The organism is Pseudomonas sp. SHLD1 (genome assembly GCF_028640935.1).
GTDB classification, from domain to species: Bacteria; Pseudomonadota; Gammaproteobacteria; order Pseudomonadales; family Pseudomonadaceae; genus Chryseomonas; species Chryseomonas aestiva.
Genome location: NZ_JAQZAD010000032.1, coordinates 126,132 through 138,728, shown reverse-complemented (window position 1 = coordinate 138,728; position 12,597 = coordinate 126,132). Strand labels below are relative to the sequence as shown.

The following is a 12,597-nucleotide window of genomic DNA, read 5'->3' as shown; positions in this document are numbered from 1 at the left end:
GACCTGGAGCGCCAGACAGACGACCTGTCCGCTCCACGCCTCCCACACGCACAGCGCCCCTGCATTGGCTTCTCAAGGATCGCGAGAAGTCCACACGCATTGGATGCGCACGCCGGGTTCGGGATTGAACTCACCGCGCCGCATCCCAAGGATTCAAGAGGCACAGAACCATGTGCGGCATCGCCGGAGAGCTTCGTTTCGATCAACAACCCGCAGCCATCAGCGTGGTGGAGCGCATTACCCACCGCCTCGAACAGCGCGGACCCGATGCCTGGGGCTTCCATAGCCAGGGACCGGTCGCCCTGGGCCATCGCCGGCTGAAGATCATGGATCTGGCGGAAGCTTCGGGCCAACCCATGATCGAGCCGGAACTGGGTCTTTCCATGGTGTTCAACGGCGCCATCTACAACTATCCGGAACTGCGTACCGAGCTGGAAGCCAAGGGGTATAGCTTTTATTCCGGGGGCGACACCGAGATCCTGCTCAAGGCTTATCACGCCTGGGGCAAGGACATGCTGCCCAAGCTCAATGGCATGTTCGCCTTCGCCATCTGGGAGCGGGACAGCGGCCGGTTGTTCATCGCCCGGGATCGCCTGGGGATCAAGCCGCTGTATCTCTCGTTCACCGACAAGCGCCTGAGATTCGCTTCCAGCCTGCCCGCCCTGCTGGAAGCCGGTGACATCGACACCCGCATCGACCCGGTCGCGCTCAACCACTACCTGAACTTCCATGCCGTGGTACCGGCGCCGCGCACCATCCTGCAGGGCGTGCAGAAGCTGCCGCCAGCGACCTGGATGACCGTGGATGCCTCGGGCCAGCAGCACCAGGAGACCTGGTGGAATCTGGACTACGGCCCCCGTGAAGACGAGCGCCGCTACACCCTGGACGACTGGGCCGAGCGGGTCCTGCACGGCCTCAAGGGTGCCGTCGCGATCCGCCAGCGCGCCGCGCGCGAGGTGGGCGTATTGCTGTCGGGTGGCGTGGATTCCAGCCTGCTGGTGGGCCTGCTGCACGATTCGGGGGTCAAGGACCTGCTGACCTTCTCCATCGGTTTCGAGGATGCGGGCGGCGAGCGCGGTGACGAATTCCAGTATTCCGACCTGATCGCCAATCACTACGGCACTTGCCACCATCAACTGCGCATCGCCGAAGACGAAATCATCCAGCAGCTGCCGCGTGCCTTCTCGGCCATGAGCGAGCCCATGGTGAGCCACGATTGCATCGCCTTCTACCTGCTCTCCCGTGAGGTCTCCAAGCACTGCAAGGTGGTCCAGAGCGGTCAGGGCGCGGACGAACTCTTCGCCGGCTACCACTGGTATCCCCAGGTGCATGGCGCCGCCGATCCCTTCGCCGCCTACCGCGCCGCCTTTTTCGACCGCGACTACGCCCAGTACGCCGCCACCGTGCAGGCAGGTGTACGCCTGGAGGAAGATGCCGCCGAAGCCTTCGTCCGTCAGCACTTCGCCAAGCCGGGCGCCAGCGCCGGGGTCGACAAGGCCCTGCGCCTGGACAGCACCGTGATGCTGGTGGATGACCCGGTTAAGCGGGTCGACAACATGACCATGGCCTGGGGCCTGGAAGCCCGGGTACCCTTCCTCGACTATCGCCTCGCCGAACTCTCGGCGCGCATTCCCGCCGAGTTCAAACTGGGCGATGGTGGCAAGCAGGTACTCAAGGCCGCCGCGCGCAAGGTCATTCCTCAGGAGGTTATCGACCGGCCCAAGGGGTATTTCCCGGTGCCGGGTCTCAAGCACCTGGAAGGCAATACTCTGACCTGGGTACGCGAGCTGCTGCTGGACCCCAGTCAGGATCGCGGTCTGTTCGACACCGCCGAGATCGATCGCCTGCTGACCAATCCGGCCGATCGAATCACGCCCCTGCGCGGTTCCAAGCTCTGGCAACTCGCCGCGCTCAACCTCTGGATGAGCGAACACGGACTGTGAGGGTGCACCACCCATGAAAGCGACCAGCTACAACCAGCGCCTCCAGCGTGCCCAGACGCCCTCCTACGAACGGCTGCAGGCGCGCCTGGCGGAAGGCGACCATCCGACTTCCCAGCCGCTCTGCCTCCATTGCGGCTGGGGGCGGCTGCTCGTCGGCCACACCTATCCCGATGCCGCCAGTCTGGCCAAGGAACTGCTCACCGAAACGCCGGGCGAGCGCGACATCGCGCTCTACGTGGCCGCACCGCACCAGGTACTGGCCCAGGCGCCACAACAGCTGTTTCTCGATCCTAGCGATACCCTGCGGGTCTGGTTCAGCGACTATCGCCCGGCTCGCCGGATCTATCGCGGCTTCCGTATCCGCCGCGCCTGCTCCGCGCAAGACTGGAGCGAGATCAACCGGCTCTATCAGCAGCGCCATATGCTGCCCGTCGACACCGAGCGGCTGACGCCGCGGCACAAAGGTGGTCCGGTCTATTGGCTGGCGGAAGACGACGACAGCGGCGCCATCATCGGCTCGGTGATGGGCCTCAATCACGTCAAGGCCTTCCGGGATCCCGACGGCGGCTCTTCGCTGTGGTGCCTGGCGGTCTCGCCCGAGTGCAGCCGGCCCGGTGTCGGCGAGGCGCTGGTTCGCCACCTGATCGAGCACTACGCCAGCCGCGGCCTGGCCTACCTGGACCTGTCGGTGCTGCATGACAACCTGCAGGCAAAGCGACTCTACGACAAGCTGGGTTTCCGTCAGCTGCAGACCTTCGCCATCAAGTGCAAGAACGGCATCAACCAGACGCTGTTCCTCGGCCCCGGCCCTGCCGCCGAGCTGAATCCCTATGCCCGGATCATCGTCGACGAAGCCCTGCGGCGTGGCATCGAGGTGCAGGTGGACGATGCCGAAGGGGGTCTTTTCACCCTGATCCAGGGCAACAGGCGCATTCGTTGCCGCGAATCCCTCACCGATCTCACCTCCGCCGTGACCATGACCCTCTGCGCCGACAAGGTGCTGACCAGTCGCACCCTGGCCCGTGCCGGGCTGAAGGTACCGGAGCAGCAACTGGCTGGCAGCGACGAAGACAACGCCGCCTTTCTGGAGAAGCATGGCGCCCTGGTGGTCAAGCCGGTCAATGGCGAGCAGGGCAAGGGCGTGGCCGTGGATATCAGCGACGCCGAACACCTCGCCACCGCCATCCAGGCGGCGCAGCGCCATGACGATCGCGTGCTGCTGGAGAGCTTTCACCAGGGCCTCGACCTGCGGGTGGTGGTCATTGGCTACGAGGTGGTGGCCGCGGCCATTCGCCGGCCGGCGGAAATCGTCGGCGATGGCCAGCACAGCGTCCGGGACCTGATCGAAGCCCAGAGCCGTCGCCGTCAGGCCGCCACCGGCGGCGAGTCGCGCATCCCGGTGGACGAGGAAACCGAACGCGCCATCCGCGGTGCCGGTTACGAGTGGGACAGCGTGCTGCCCGCCGGCACCCACCTGGCCGTGCGCAAGACCGCCAACCTGCACACCGGCGGCATTCTGGAGGACGTCACCGACAGCCTCCATCCGGTGCTGGCCGACGCAGCGGTCCAGGCGGCCCGGGCGCTGGACATCCCGGTCACCGGCATGGACCTGCTGGTGCCCGCCGCCGATTCGCCCGACTACGTCATCATCGAAGCCAACGAGCGACCGGGCCTGGCCAACCACGAGCCACGCCCCACCGCCGAACGCTTCATCGACCTGCTGTTCCCGCTGTCCCGGGAGGTTCCGCTATGAATCGCTTGCCCGAACCCGATCTGGATTACCTGCGCAAGGTCCTGCTGGACATGCTGGCGATCCCCAGCCCCACGGGCTTCACCGACACCATCGTCATGTACGTCGCCGAACGGCTCAACGAACTGGACATCCCCTTCGAACTGACCCGCCGCGGCACCATCCGCGCCACCATCAAGGGCCACAAGGAGAGTCCGGATCGCGCCGTCTCCGCGCACCTGGACACCATTGGCGCCATCGTCCGCGAGATCAAGGACAACGGTCGCCTGGGCCTGGCGGCCGTGGGCCACTGGTCGAGCCGCTTCGCCGAAGGCAGCCGCGTCAGCCTGTTCACCGATGACGGTACCCTGAGAGGCAGCGTGCTGCCGCTGCTGGCCTCCGGCCACGCCTTCAACACCGAGATCGACAAGATGCCGGTGACCTGGGACCACATCGAGCTGCGCCTGGACGCCGTGACCAAGAGTCGCCACGAGACCGAGCAGCTGGGCGTGCAGGTCGGCGACTTCGTCGCCTTCGATCCGCTGCCGGAGTTCACCGACAGCGGCTACATCAGTTCGCGCCATCTGGACGACAAGGCCGGCGTCGCCGCCCTGCTCACCGCCTTGAAGATGCTCAAGGAAACCGGCCAGACCCCGCCGATCGATTGCCACCCGCTGTTCACCATCACCGAGGAGGTGGGCTCGGGCGCCGCCGGTGCCCTGCCCTGGGACGTCAGCGAATTCGTCGGCATCGACATCGCTCCCGTGGCCCCCGGACAGCGATCCGACGAGCACCGCGTGAGCGTCGCCATGCAGGATTCCGCCGGCCCCTACGACTATCACCTGTCGCGGCACCTGCTGCGCCTGGCGCAACGCAACGACATACCGGTGCGCCGCGACCTGTTCCGCTACTACTACAGCGACGCCCACTCGGCGATCAGCTCCGGCCAGGACGTGCGGGTCGCCCTGCTCGCCTTCGGCTGCGATGCCACGCATGGCTACGAGCGCACCCATATCGTCAGCCTGGCGGCGCTCAGCCAGCTGCTGACCGGCTACATGCTCAGCCCCCCGGTGTTCGACAGCGATGCCCAGCCGGCCGACAGCTCACTGGATCGCTTCGGTCACCAGCTGCTGCCGGAAGACACCCAGATGGACAACCAGACGCACCTGCCGCCGCTGGAGGAGGTCGTCGGCGACGGCAGCAAATAGCGTTCGAATATCGCGCCTGGGGTATCCTGGGCGCCTTTTTCCAGGTCCTTCTCCATGATCATTCCCCACGACCAGCTCGCTGCCGCCACCCTCGACAACCTGCTGGAAGACTTCGTTACCCGCGACGGCACCGACAACGGTGACGAGACGCCGCTGGCGACCCGTACCCAGCGCGCCCGGCGTGCCCTGGAGACTGGTGAAGCCGTCATCCTCTTCGATCCGGACAGCGCGCTGTGCCAACTGGTGCTGCGCCGCGACGTGTCGCCCGAACTGCTGAACGACTAGCGCGTCTCGCGTCTGTCAGGCACTGCCGCGCGGCGCCAGCAGGATCACCAGCGCCCCGGCCATGCACAGCAGACCGCCCGCCAGATCCGTCCAGGTCGGCCGGGTGCGCTCGACCAGGGCCAGCCACCCCAGCGAAGCCACCACATAGATACCGCCATAGGCCGCATAGGCGCGTCCGGCATAGGCCGACTCGATACGGGTCAGCAGCAGGACGAAGAGCACCAGGCTGGCAAGCCCGGGCGCTATCCACCAGGGGCTGCGATCCAGCCGCAGCCAGAGCCAGAAGGCATAGCAGCCGGCGATCTCGAACAGCGCGGCCAGCAGGAACCAGAGATAGTTCAGCATGGCGCCGCGCCATCGTCCTGGCGATAGGGCAAGGCCTCCGCGGCCCGCTGCGCATAGGCCTGGACACCGTCGCGCTCCTGATCGAGAAACTCCGCCACCGCCGCTCTCAGGCCCGGATGCACCAGGTAGTGCCAGGAACGGGTCAGGGTCGGCTCGAAGCCGCGGATCAGCTTGTGCTCGCCCTGGGCGCCGGCATCGAAGCGCTGCAGCCCTTCGGCGATGGCGTATTCGATGCCCTGGTAGAAACAGGTCTCGAAATGCAGCTGGTCGAACTCCTGCAGGCAGCCCCAGTAACGGCCATAGAGGGTGTCGCCGTCCCTGAGGTAGAAAGCCATGGCCACCGGCCGACTGCCCTGGCGGACCAGCACCACCCGAATCGCCTCGGGCAGCCGTTCGGCCAGCAGGCTGAAGAAGGCGCGGGTCAGATAGGGATCCTGGCCACGCACCTCGTAGGTGTTGGCGTAGCAGGCATAGACGAAGTCCCACTCGGCTTCGCTCAGCTCGGCGCCCTTACGCCACTCGAAACTCACCCCCAGGCCGGCCACCTGGTCACGCTCCTTGCGCAGCTGCTTGCGCTTGCGCGAGGTCAGGGCCGCGAGGAAGTCGCCATAGTCGCGATAGCCGCGGTTATGCCAGTGGAACTGGCAGCCAAGACGCGCCAGCCAGCCTTCGCGATCCTGGAGCAGGGCATCGGCCTTGGGATCGGTGAAGTTCACATGCAGGCTGGAGAGCTCCAGATCGGCCAGGCTGCCCGTGGTGGCGTCGAGCAGCGTCGCGCAGGCAGCCGGATCGCCCAGCAGGCGCGCGCCCTGCACCGGTGAAAAGGGCACGGCGGCCAGCAGCTTGGGATAGTAGTCGATCCCGGCACGGCGGCAGGCGTCAGCCCAGGCCCAGTCGAAGACGTATTCGCCATAGGAGTGCATCTTCAGATAGGCCGGCATCGCGGCCCGTAGCTGCCCCTGGTCATCCTTGAGGATCTGGTGCGCCGGCTGCCACCCGGTTCCCTGCCCCAGGCTGCCGCTGTCTTCCAGGGTGGCGAGGAATTCATGCCGCAGAAAGGGCTGGTCGTCCGCCAGCAGCGCGTTCCACTGGGCGGCAGGTACCTGGGCCAGGCTGTAGAGATACTCGACGGTCATGCCACTCCCCTTGCTTGAACTCGGCCGACAGGTCTAACACAGATCGGTACCCGGACGGGCACCTGTGAAAGACTCTGGCGGCTGGCTTTCGTGCGGACGAAAAAAAACCGCCAGGAGGCGGTTTCTTTCTAGTGTGGCGTCCCCTAGGGGACTCGAACCCCTGTTACCGCCGTGAAAGGGCGGTGTCCTAGGCCACTAGACGAAGGGGACGTTACCCGGGTGCGATCCTTGCGGATCACGAAATTGGTGGAGCTAGACGGGATCGAACCGTCGACCTCTTGCATGCCATGCAAGCGCTCTCCCAGCTGAGCTATAGCCCCAAGTACAGCATCTTGCCACGCCTGGGATGCGTGACCGATATGGCGTCCCCTAGGGGACTCGAACCCCTGTTACCGCCGTGAAAGGGCGGTGTCCTAGGCCACTAGACGAAGGGGACGTTACCCTGGTGCGATCCTTGCGAATCACGAATTTGGTGGAGCTAGACGGGATCGAACCGTCGACCTCTTGCATGCCATGCAAGCGCTCTCCCAGCTGAGCTATAGCCCCGCGTACAACGCTCGCCACGTCTGGGATACGTGACAGATATGGCGTCCCCTAGGGGACTCGAACCCCTGTTACCGCCGTGAAAGGGCGGTGTCCTAGGCCACTAGACGAAGGGGACGAAACCTTCTACCGATCCCCCCCGCAGGCGGAACCGAAATTTGGTGGAGCTAGACGGGATCGAACCGTCGACCTCTTGCATGCCATGCAAGCGCTCTCCCAGCTGAGCTATAGCCCCGTCGGTCAGGACGGGGCGCATGTTAAGAGGCCCGGCCTCCCCTGTCAACACCAATAAGAAAAAAACCTGCTAGTAACAGGCACTTAAGCCGGAAAACGACTAGATCGCCCGCGCCAGGGCCGCACGCTGGGCGCGGGCGGCCAGCAGGTAGGTGAACTTGCCGTCGCTGGCGGAAAGCTTGCGCAGCACCTTCTTGTCCAGGGCGCGATAACCCCCCATCTCCAGGGCCGTGCGCCCCGAGCTGCCGATCAGCATGCCGGGGTTGGCCACCATCAGCTTGGCGGCCTGCTCCACGGCCTTGGCGTAGCTCTTGCGCTCGTCGAGATCGTAGCCCTGCAGGGGCAGCAGCATGCGCAGCCACTCGGCCCAGTAGAACTCGAGGAATTCCGACGGCAGCACCCGACCGTCCGGGGTACGCGGCTTGTCGTAGCCGATCTGGCGGGTGAAATACACCAGCGCGCGGTAGGGATCGTCGGCCATGGCGGTGAGGCCCAGGGTTTCCGGGAGCTGCTCGGGCAGGATCGGGCGGCCCTGGGGGTCCTTGAGCCAGGCCTTGCGCTCGTCGAGCAGCCGAATCCAGAACTCCGCCATGCTCGCAGCGCCACTGAAGTCGTCGGTGACCCTGACCCATACCGGGGTCTCCGGGCCGCCACCGGGATGCTCCCAGAAAGCGGAAAAGGTGTGGTGGCCATCGGTGAGATAGAGCTGCCGTCCCGGCCCTATGACGACGGTCTTCATCTCGTCCGGGCAGGTACCCGGCGGCCGCACACCAAGGGCGTCACCGGCCGAGCGCAGGCTGGTGCTCGGCTGGCCGCCACCACTCAGGTGCTGGCCGTTGGCTTCGCAGTAGTCGTCGAACAGCTTGCGCCGGTCGCAAGCGTACTTGCCAAGCTTGTACAGCACCTGGTCATGGCCGATCGCGGGCTGGGTGGGGCGCAGCTGACGCAGCTGGACCTGGAGCAGGCTTCCTGGCGGCACGGGGTTTCCCTATTTCAAGATGTCTTCCCAGGTCCGACAACGGTCATCCCGGGAAGACTCCTGCCGTCGATCAGACCTTGCGCAGCACCACGCTGCCGATGGAATAGCCGGCGCCAAAGGAGCTGAGCACGCCCAGGCTGCCACTGGCCAGGTCCTCGTGGTGCAGATGCATGGCAATGACCGAACCGGCCGAACTGGTATTGCCGTAGGTGTCGAGAATCACCGGCGCCTCGCCGGACTCGGGTTCGCGGCCCAGCAGGCGCTTGACGATGAGCTGATTCATCGCCAGGTTGGCCTGATGCAGCCAGAAGCGCGAAACCCGCGCGACGGGAATATCCAACTCGGCCAGGTGATTGGCGATCAATTCGGCCACCAGCGGGCAGACCTCCTTGAACACCTTGCGCCCTTCCTGGACGAACAGCTTGTCCGGATGGGTCATGCCCTCCTCCGCCGCGCGGTTGAGGAAGCCGAAGTTGTTGCGGATGTTGTTGGAGAATTGGGTGAACAGCCGGGTCCCGAGGATCTCGAAGCGGTGCGCCGAGGTCGCCTGGTCGGCGCGCTCCACCACCAGCGCGGTGGCCGCATCGCCAAAGATGAAATGGCTGTCGCGGTCGCGGAAATTCAAATGGCCGGTGCAGATCTCCGGATCTATCACCAGTACCGCCCGCGCCTGGCCCAGTTGCACGGCGTTGGCCGCGGTCTGCAGACCGAAGGTCGCCGAGGAGCAGGCGACGTTCATGTCGAAGCCGTAGCCCTGGATCCCCAGTGCGGCCTGGACCTCGATGGCTACCGCTGGATAGGGACGCTGGAGGTTGGAACAGGCGACGATGACGCCGTCGATGTCGGCGGCCGTTCGCCCGGCGCGTTCCAGGGCCTCGCGTGCGGCAGCGACACCCATCTCGCAGAGGATCGAGGGCTCGTCGTTGGAACGCTCGGGGATATGCGGGACCATGCGCGCCGGATCGAGGATGCCGGCCTTGTCGACCACATGGCGGCTGCGGATGCCGGAGGCCTTCTCGATGAAGGCGGCGCTGGATTCCGGCTGGGGCGCCAGGCTGCCCTGGGCGATGGCTTCGGCATGCTCGGCATTCCACTGGCCAGCCCACTGGTTGAAGGACGCAACCAGCTCGTCGTTGGAAATGCTTTCGGGCGGCGTATAGAGCCCACTACCGCTGATGACCGCGTGCTGCACGGCTATTCCTCTTGTTGTCGGGATGACGCCGTGCCAGTTTGCCGCAAATCCGGGGTGGACGCCCGTGCAATCTCAGCGCCGATTGGCGGCCTCGGCGGCGCGCAGGACGTCGCTGCCCACTTCGCTTTCATACCGCTTGATCAGGGGCGCCACCGCCGCGCGCCAGGCCTCGCGCTCGGCAGCCGTCGGCACCAGGATCTTGCTGGTATTGGCCGCCGCTACCCGCTCGCGGGCCCTGGCGTTGATGGCTTCGGCATCGCGATTCACCGATTGGGACACCTCTTCGAGGATGGCCTCCAGCTCGCTGCGGATCTCGAAGGGCAGCCCGCTCCAGAAGGCGGTGTTGGTGATGAGCATATAGGTGAGAAAGCTGTGGTTGTCCTCGACGATATAGGGCTGCACGGTATTGATCTTCTGCCCCAGCAGATTCGACCAGGGATTCTCCGCCCCCTGCACCTTGCCGGCGCGCAGGGCGTCGTAGACCTGGGCGAAGGGCAGCTTGACCGCCTGGGCGCCCAATTGCTGGTAGTAGGCCGCCAGCACCTCGGAGGACTCGACGCGGAAGGTCAGGCCCTTGAGGTCGGCGGGGACGTGGATTTCCCGCGTGGCCGAGAGCTGCCGGCCACCGTTGTTCCAGTAGGCCAGCCCGGTGATGCCGTGGGGGACCAGGCTGCCCAGCAGTTCGCGGCTCTTGTCGCGGCGCTGGAAGCGCTTGACCGCCTCGATGTTGTCGAACAGAAAGGGCAGATCGTAGACCCTGAGCGGCTTGGCCAGGGCGTTGAGCTTGGAAACCGAGGGCGCCAGCAGCTGGACCCGATTGCTGCGCAGGGCCTCCAGCTCGTCGGCATCGCCCACCAGGCTGGAATTGGGATAGACCTCGATCCGGACCTTGCCGGCCAGCCGCTCCTGCACCAGCTTCTGCACCTGCAGGGCTCCGCGGCCCTTGGGCGTATCGTCCGTCACCACATGGGCGAACTTGATGACGATGGGCTCGGCCACGGCAAAGGGCATGGACAGGGCAAAGAGTGAGCCGGCCACGGTGGCGAAGAAGGTCTTGATCATGGGATTCCCTGCGTTGAACGATCCATCGGATCGCCCGCGCGACCCCGGTCGCGATGCGTGCGCGACGCAATCACCTTAGCAGTCGCGGCGGGAAAGGCTGGTCAACGGAGGAAAACGGCACGACGAGTGTGCAAGAAAGGCGGATCAGGGGTAGGGACAGCGCCGCCGAAACGGCGCCAGGAAACCATCAGGGCGAAATGGGATCGCTTGCGGGGAAGGTTTCCTCGACGGATTCGTCGAGCTGTTCCTCGCTCACCTCGTCTTCATCGTCGGCGACGGGCGGATCGTTCGGCTGCTGCTGGGCATGGACGGCATTCATGGCAAGTCTCCGGAAAGGGAAGGGTCTGCAGGGCTGAATGCTTCCAGCCCTGTAGCGTTAGTCATGACTATGCAGACGGACGTTCAGCTCGTCGACGATCGGTGCCCAGTCGGCGTCGCCCATGATCTCGTCCTTGAGAAAGGACTTCTGCGCCGGCGACCAGAAGTCGGCTTCGGATACCTTGACCGCGTCGGGCAGCGGGGAATGGCTGGCGATGAAATCATCGATGGCAGCCGGATCGGAGTCCAGGCCCAGTTGCTCGAAGAGGGTCGTCAGATCGTGAACGGGAAGTTCCATGGGGGTCTCCAGGCGGTTATCGGTCGTTACGCTCAGGTATCTAGAAAGACGCCAGCCTCAAGGGGTTCCCCCGCCTTAATAAATCCTTCAGCGTCGAACCTTAAGGTACGCCCACGTTCCGCCAACTAGGGCCTCCGCCATGTCGCTTCCCGTCTCTTCCATTCAATTCACCGCCGCGCCGCGTCGCATCCTAGTTACCGGGGCCACCGGCTTTCTCGGCGGCGCCGTCACCCTGCGCCTGCTGGAGCTGGGCCATGTCGAAGGGCTGAGGTTCCTGGTCCGTGCCGCTACCCCGGCGGAAGGCCTGGAGCGCCTGCTGCAGAATCTGCGCGTCCATGACGTCGACGAGCGCCTGGCAGCCCTGCTCAAGCCCGAACAGATCCTCTGTGGCGACCTGCTCGACACCCACTGGATCGACGCCGCCAAGCCGCTGCTGCAGACGCTGGACGAGGTCATCAACTGCGCGGCGGTGGCCTCTTTCTCGCGCAATCCGAAGATCTGGCCGGTCAACGTCGAAGGCACCTTCGCCCTGGCCGAGGCGTGCGCCCAGTCGCGGCGCCTGAAGCGCTTCCTGCATGTCAGCACCGCCATGGCCTGCGGCCCGCAGCGCCAATCGCCGGTCGCCGAGACCTGGGACTTCCCCGAACCGGACCAGCAGCTGGTGGACTACACCGCCTCCAAGGCCGCCATCGAGCTCAAGCTGCGCAACGAGCTGCCGCTGCTGCCCCTGGTGGTGGCGCGCCCCTCGATCGTGGTGGGTCATCGTCGTTCGGGCTGCAAGGCGTCGGGCAGCATCTTCTGGGTGTTCCGCATGGGCTTCGCCCTGGAGCGCTTCACCTGCGGGCTCGATGAGCAGATCGATGTCATCCCGGTGGACTACTGCGCCGAAGCCCTGGTGGAACTGGCGCTCAAGCCCAAGCTGAACTACAGCCTGTACCACATCTCCGCGGGCAACGCCGGCGCCTGCACCTTCGGCGAAATCGACGAAGCCTATGCCGGTGCCATGGGCGACGCCCCGGTCGGCGAGCGCTATCGCCAGGTGGACAGCGCCGACCTCAAGGAGCTGGCCGCCGACTTCAACGAGCGCATCGGCCCGGCCAATCCGCGCCTGGTACTGCGGGCGCTCAAGCTGTACGGCGGATTCGCCGACCTCAACTACCTGTTCGACAACCAGCGCCTGCTCGACGAAGGCATCGCCGCCCCGCCGCGCTTTACCGACTACCTGGATGTCTGCGTGCATTCCTCGCGGGACATCAGCATTCCGGCGCAGATGCAGTGGGATTTCAAATGAGGCGCGTGCCCGGTGCTGGCAACTGCCGGCACCG

The 12,597-nt window shown here is 65.5% G+C and carries 12 protein-coding genes and 6 tRNA genes; 5 read left to right on the top strand and 13 right to left on the bottom strand.

The window, feature by feature from the left end; all coding sequences use genetic code 11:
* Window positions 1-170 precede the first annotated feature (170 nt).
* Genes PVZ77_RS21485 through PVZ77_RS21470 form a run of 4 tightly spaced genes read left to right on the top strand, consistent with a single transcriptional unit; the run spans window position 171 to window position 5,165 of the window.
* Window positions 171-1,943, top strand: coding sequence for an N-acetylglutaminylglutamine amidotransferase (locus tag PVZ77_RS21485; protein ID WP_273809450.1), 1,773 nt, complete (start codon window positions 171-173; stop codon window positions 1,941-1,943).
* A 13-nt stretch (window positions 1,944-1,956) separates the two neighbouring features.
* Complete coding sequence (gene ngg, locus PVZ77_RS21480) at window positions 1,957-3,696, top strand: N-acetylglutaminylglutamine synthetase (RefSeq protein WP_273809448.1); 1,740 nt, start codon at window positions 1,957-1,959, stop codon at window positions 3,694-3,696.
* A complete protein-coding gene (locus PVZ77_RS21475; RefSeq protein ID WP_017640298.1) occupies window positions 3,693-4,880 on the top strand; it encodes an osmoprotectant NAGGN system M42 family peptidase in 1,188 nt (395 codons plus the stop codon). Before ngg ends, PVZ77_RS21475 begins: the two co-directional genes overlap by 4 nt.
* A 54-nt stretch (window positions 4,881-4,934) precedes the next feature.
* Entirely contained in the window at window positions 4,935-5,165 is a 231-nt protein-coding gene (locus tag PVZ77_RS21470; protein WP_273809445.1) for a YheU family protein, read from the top strand.
* Between the two features lie 15 nt (window positions 5,166-5,180).
* On the opposite strand, the gene PVZ77_RS21465 is transcribed toward PVZ77_RS21470, so the two are convergent.
* From PVZ77_RS21465 to PVZ77_RS21405, 13 genes are all read right to left on the bottom strand, one after another.
* Window positions 5,181-5,510, bottom strand: coding sequence for a YnfA family protein (locus tag PVZ77_RS21465; protein ID WP_273809443.1), 330 nt, complete (start codon window positions 5,508-5,510; stop codon window positions 5,181-5,183).
* Window positions 5,504-6,646: a GNAT family N-acetyltransferase gene (locus PVZ77_RS21460; RefSeq protein ID WP_273809441.1), complete on the bottom strand. Its 1,143-nt coding sequence runs from the start codon at window positions 6,644-6,646 to the stop codon at window positions 5,504-5,506. Before PVZ77_RS21460 ends, PVZ77_RS21465 begins: the two co-directional genes overlap by 7 nt.
* A gap of 134 nt (window positions 6,647-6,780) precedes the next feature.
* Window positions 6,781-6,856: transfer RNA gene (locus PVZ77_RS21455), tRNA-Glu, on the bottom strand.
* 34 nt (window positions 6,857-6,890) lie between these two features.
* Window positions 6,891-6,966 (bottom strand) — tRNA-Ala (locus PVZ77_RS21450).
* Window positions 6,967-7,006: 40 nt separating this feature from the next.
* A tRNA-Glu gene (locus tag PVZ77_RS21445) sits at window positions 7,007-7,082 on the bottom strand.
* Between the two features lie 34 nt (window positions 7,083-7,116).
* Window positions 7,117-7,192: transfer RNA gene (locus PVZ77_RS21440), tRNA-Ala, on the bottom strand.
* A 39-nt stretch (window positions 7,193-7,231) separates the two neighbouring features.
* A tRNA-Glu gene (locus PVZ77_RS21435) sits at window positions 7,232-7,307 on the bottom strand.
* A gap of 41 nt (window positions 7,308-7,348) precedes the next feature.
* A tRNA-Ala gene (locus PVZ77_RS21430) sits at window positions 7,349-7,424 on the bottom strand.
* Window positions 7,425-7,523: 99 nt separating this feature from the next.
* A complete protein-coding gene (locus PVZ77_RS21425) occupies window positions 7,524-8,402 on the bottom strand; it encodes a ParB/Srx family N-terminal domain-containing protein (protein ID WP_273809440.1) in 879 nt (292 codons plus the stop codon).
* Between the two features lie 70 nt (window positions 8,403-8,472).
* Window positions 8,473-9,594, bottom strand: coding sequence for a beta-ketoacyl-ACP synthase III (locus PVZ77_RS21420; RefSeq protein ID WP_273809438.1), 1,122 nt, complete (start codon window positions 9,592-9,594; stop codon window positions 8,473-8,475).
* A 72-nt stretch (window positions 9,595-9,666) separates the two neighbouring features.
* Window positions 9,667-10,656 (bottom strand): DctP family TRAP transporter solute-binding subunit, encoded by a 990-nt coding sequence (locus PVZ77_RS21415; protein WP_273809436.1) that lies wholly within the window; start codon window positions 10,654-10,656, stop codon window positions 9,667-9,669.
* A gap of 187 nt (window positions 10,657-10,843) precedes the next feature.
* Window positions 10,844-10,975: a hypothetical protein gene (locus PVZ77_RS21410; RefSeq protein WP_007162893.1), complete on the bottom strand. Its 132-nt coding sequence runs from the start codon at window positions 10,973-10,975 to the stop codon at window positions 10,844-10,846.
* A 57-nt stretch (window positions 10,976-11,032) separates the two neighbouring features.
* The gene (locus PVZ77_RS21405; RefSeq protein WP_273809433.1) at window positions 11,033-11,272 is read right to left on the bottom strand and encodes a DUF2789 domain-containing protein; all 240 of its coding nucleotides are present in this window, start codon (window positions 11,270-11,272) and stop codon (window positions 11,033-11,035) included.
* A gap of 139 nt (window positions 11,273-11,411) precedes the next feature.
* Between PVZ77_RS21405 and cprA the strand changes: the two genes are divergently transcribed.
* On the top strand, window positions 11,412-12,563 hold the full coding sequence (gene cprA / locus PVZ77_RS21400; protein WP_273809431.1) for a cationic peptide resistance protein CprA: 1,152 nt from the start codon (window positions 11,412-11,414) through the stop codon (window positions 12,561-12,563).
* The last annotated feature ends 34 nt before the right edge of the window (window positions 12,564-12,597 follow it).

What these genes read in the sequence shown, in the direction of transcription:
- PVZ77_RS21485 (WP_273809450.1), top strand. Translation starts at nt 171, where the DNA reads ATGTGCGGCATCGCCGGAGAGCTTCGTTTCGATCAACAACCCGCAGCC.
- ngg (WP_273809448.1), top strand. Translation starts at nt 1,957, where the DNA reads ATGAAAGCGACCAGCTACAACCAGCGCCTCCAGCGTGCCCAGACGCCC.
- PVZ77_RS21475 (WP_017640298.1), top strand. Translation starts at nt 3,693, where the DNA reads ATGAATCGCTTGCCCGAACCCGATCTGGATTACCTGCGCAAGGTCCTG.
- PVZ77_RS21470 (WP_273809445.1), top strand. Translation starts at nt 4,935, where the DNA reads ATGATCATTCCCCACGACCAGCTCGCTGCCGCCACCCTCGACAACCTG.
- PVZ77_RS21465 (WP_273809443.1), bottom strand. Translation starts at nt 5,510, where the DNA reads ATGCTGAACTATCTCTGGTTCCTGCTGGCCGCGCTGTTCGAGATCGCC.
- PVZ77_RS21460 (WP_273809441.1), bottom strand. Translation starts at nt 6,646, where the DNA reads ATGACCGTCGAGTATCTCTACAGCCTGGCCCAGGTACCTGCCGCCCAG.
- PVZ77_RS21415 (WP_273809436.1), bottom strand. Translation starts at nt 10,656, where the DNA reads ATGATCAAGACCTTCTTCGCCACCGTGGCCGGCTCACTCTTTGCCCTG.
- PVZ77_RS21410 (WP_007162893.1), bottom strand. Translation starts at nt 10,975, where the DNA reads ATGAATGCCGTCCATGCCCAGCAGCAGCCGAACGATCCGCCCGTCGCC.
- PVZ77_RS21405 (WP_273809433.1), bottom strand. Translation starts at nt 11,272, where the DNA reads ATGGAACTTCCCGTTCACGATCTGACGACCCTCTTCGAGCAACTGGGC.
- cprA (WP_273809431.1), top strand. Translation starts at nt 11,412, where the DNA reads ATGTCGCTTCCCGTCTCTTCCATTCAATTCACCGCCGCGCCGCGTCGC.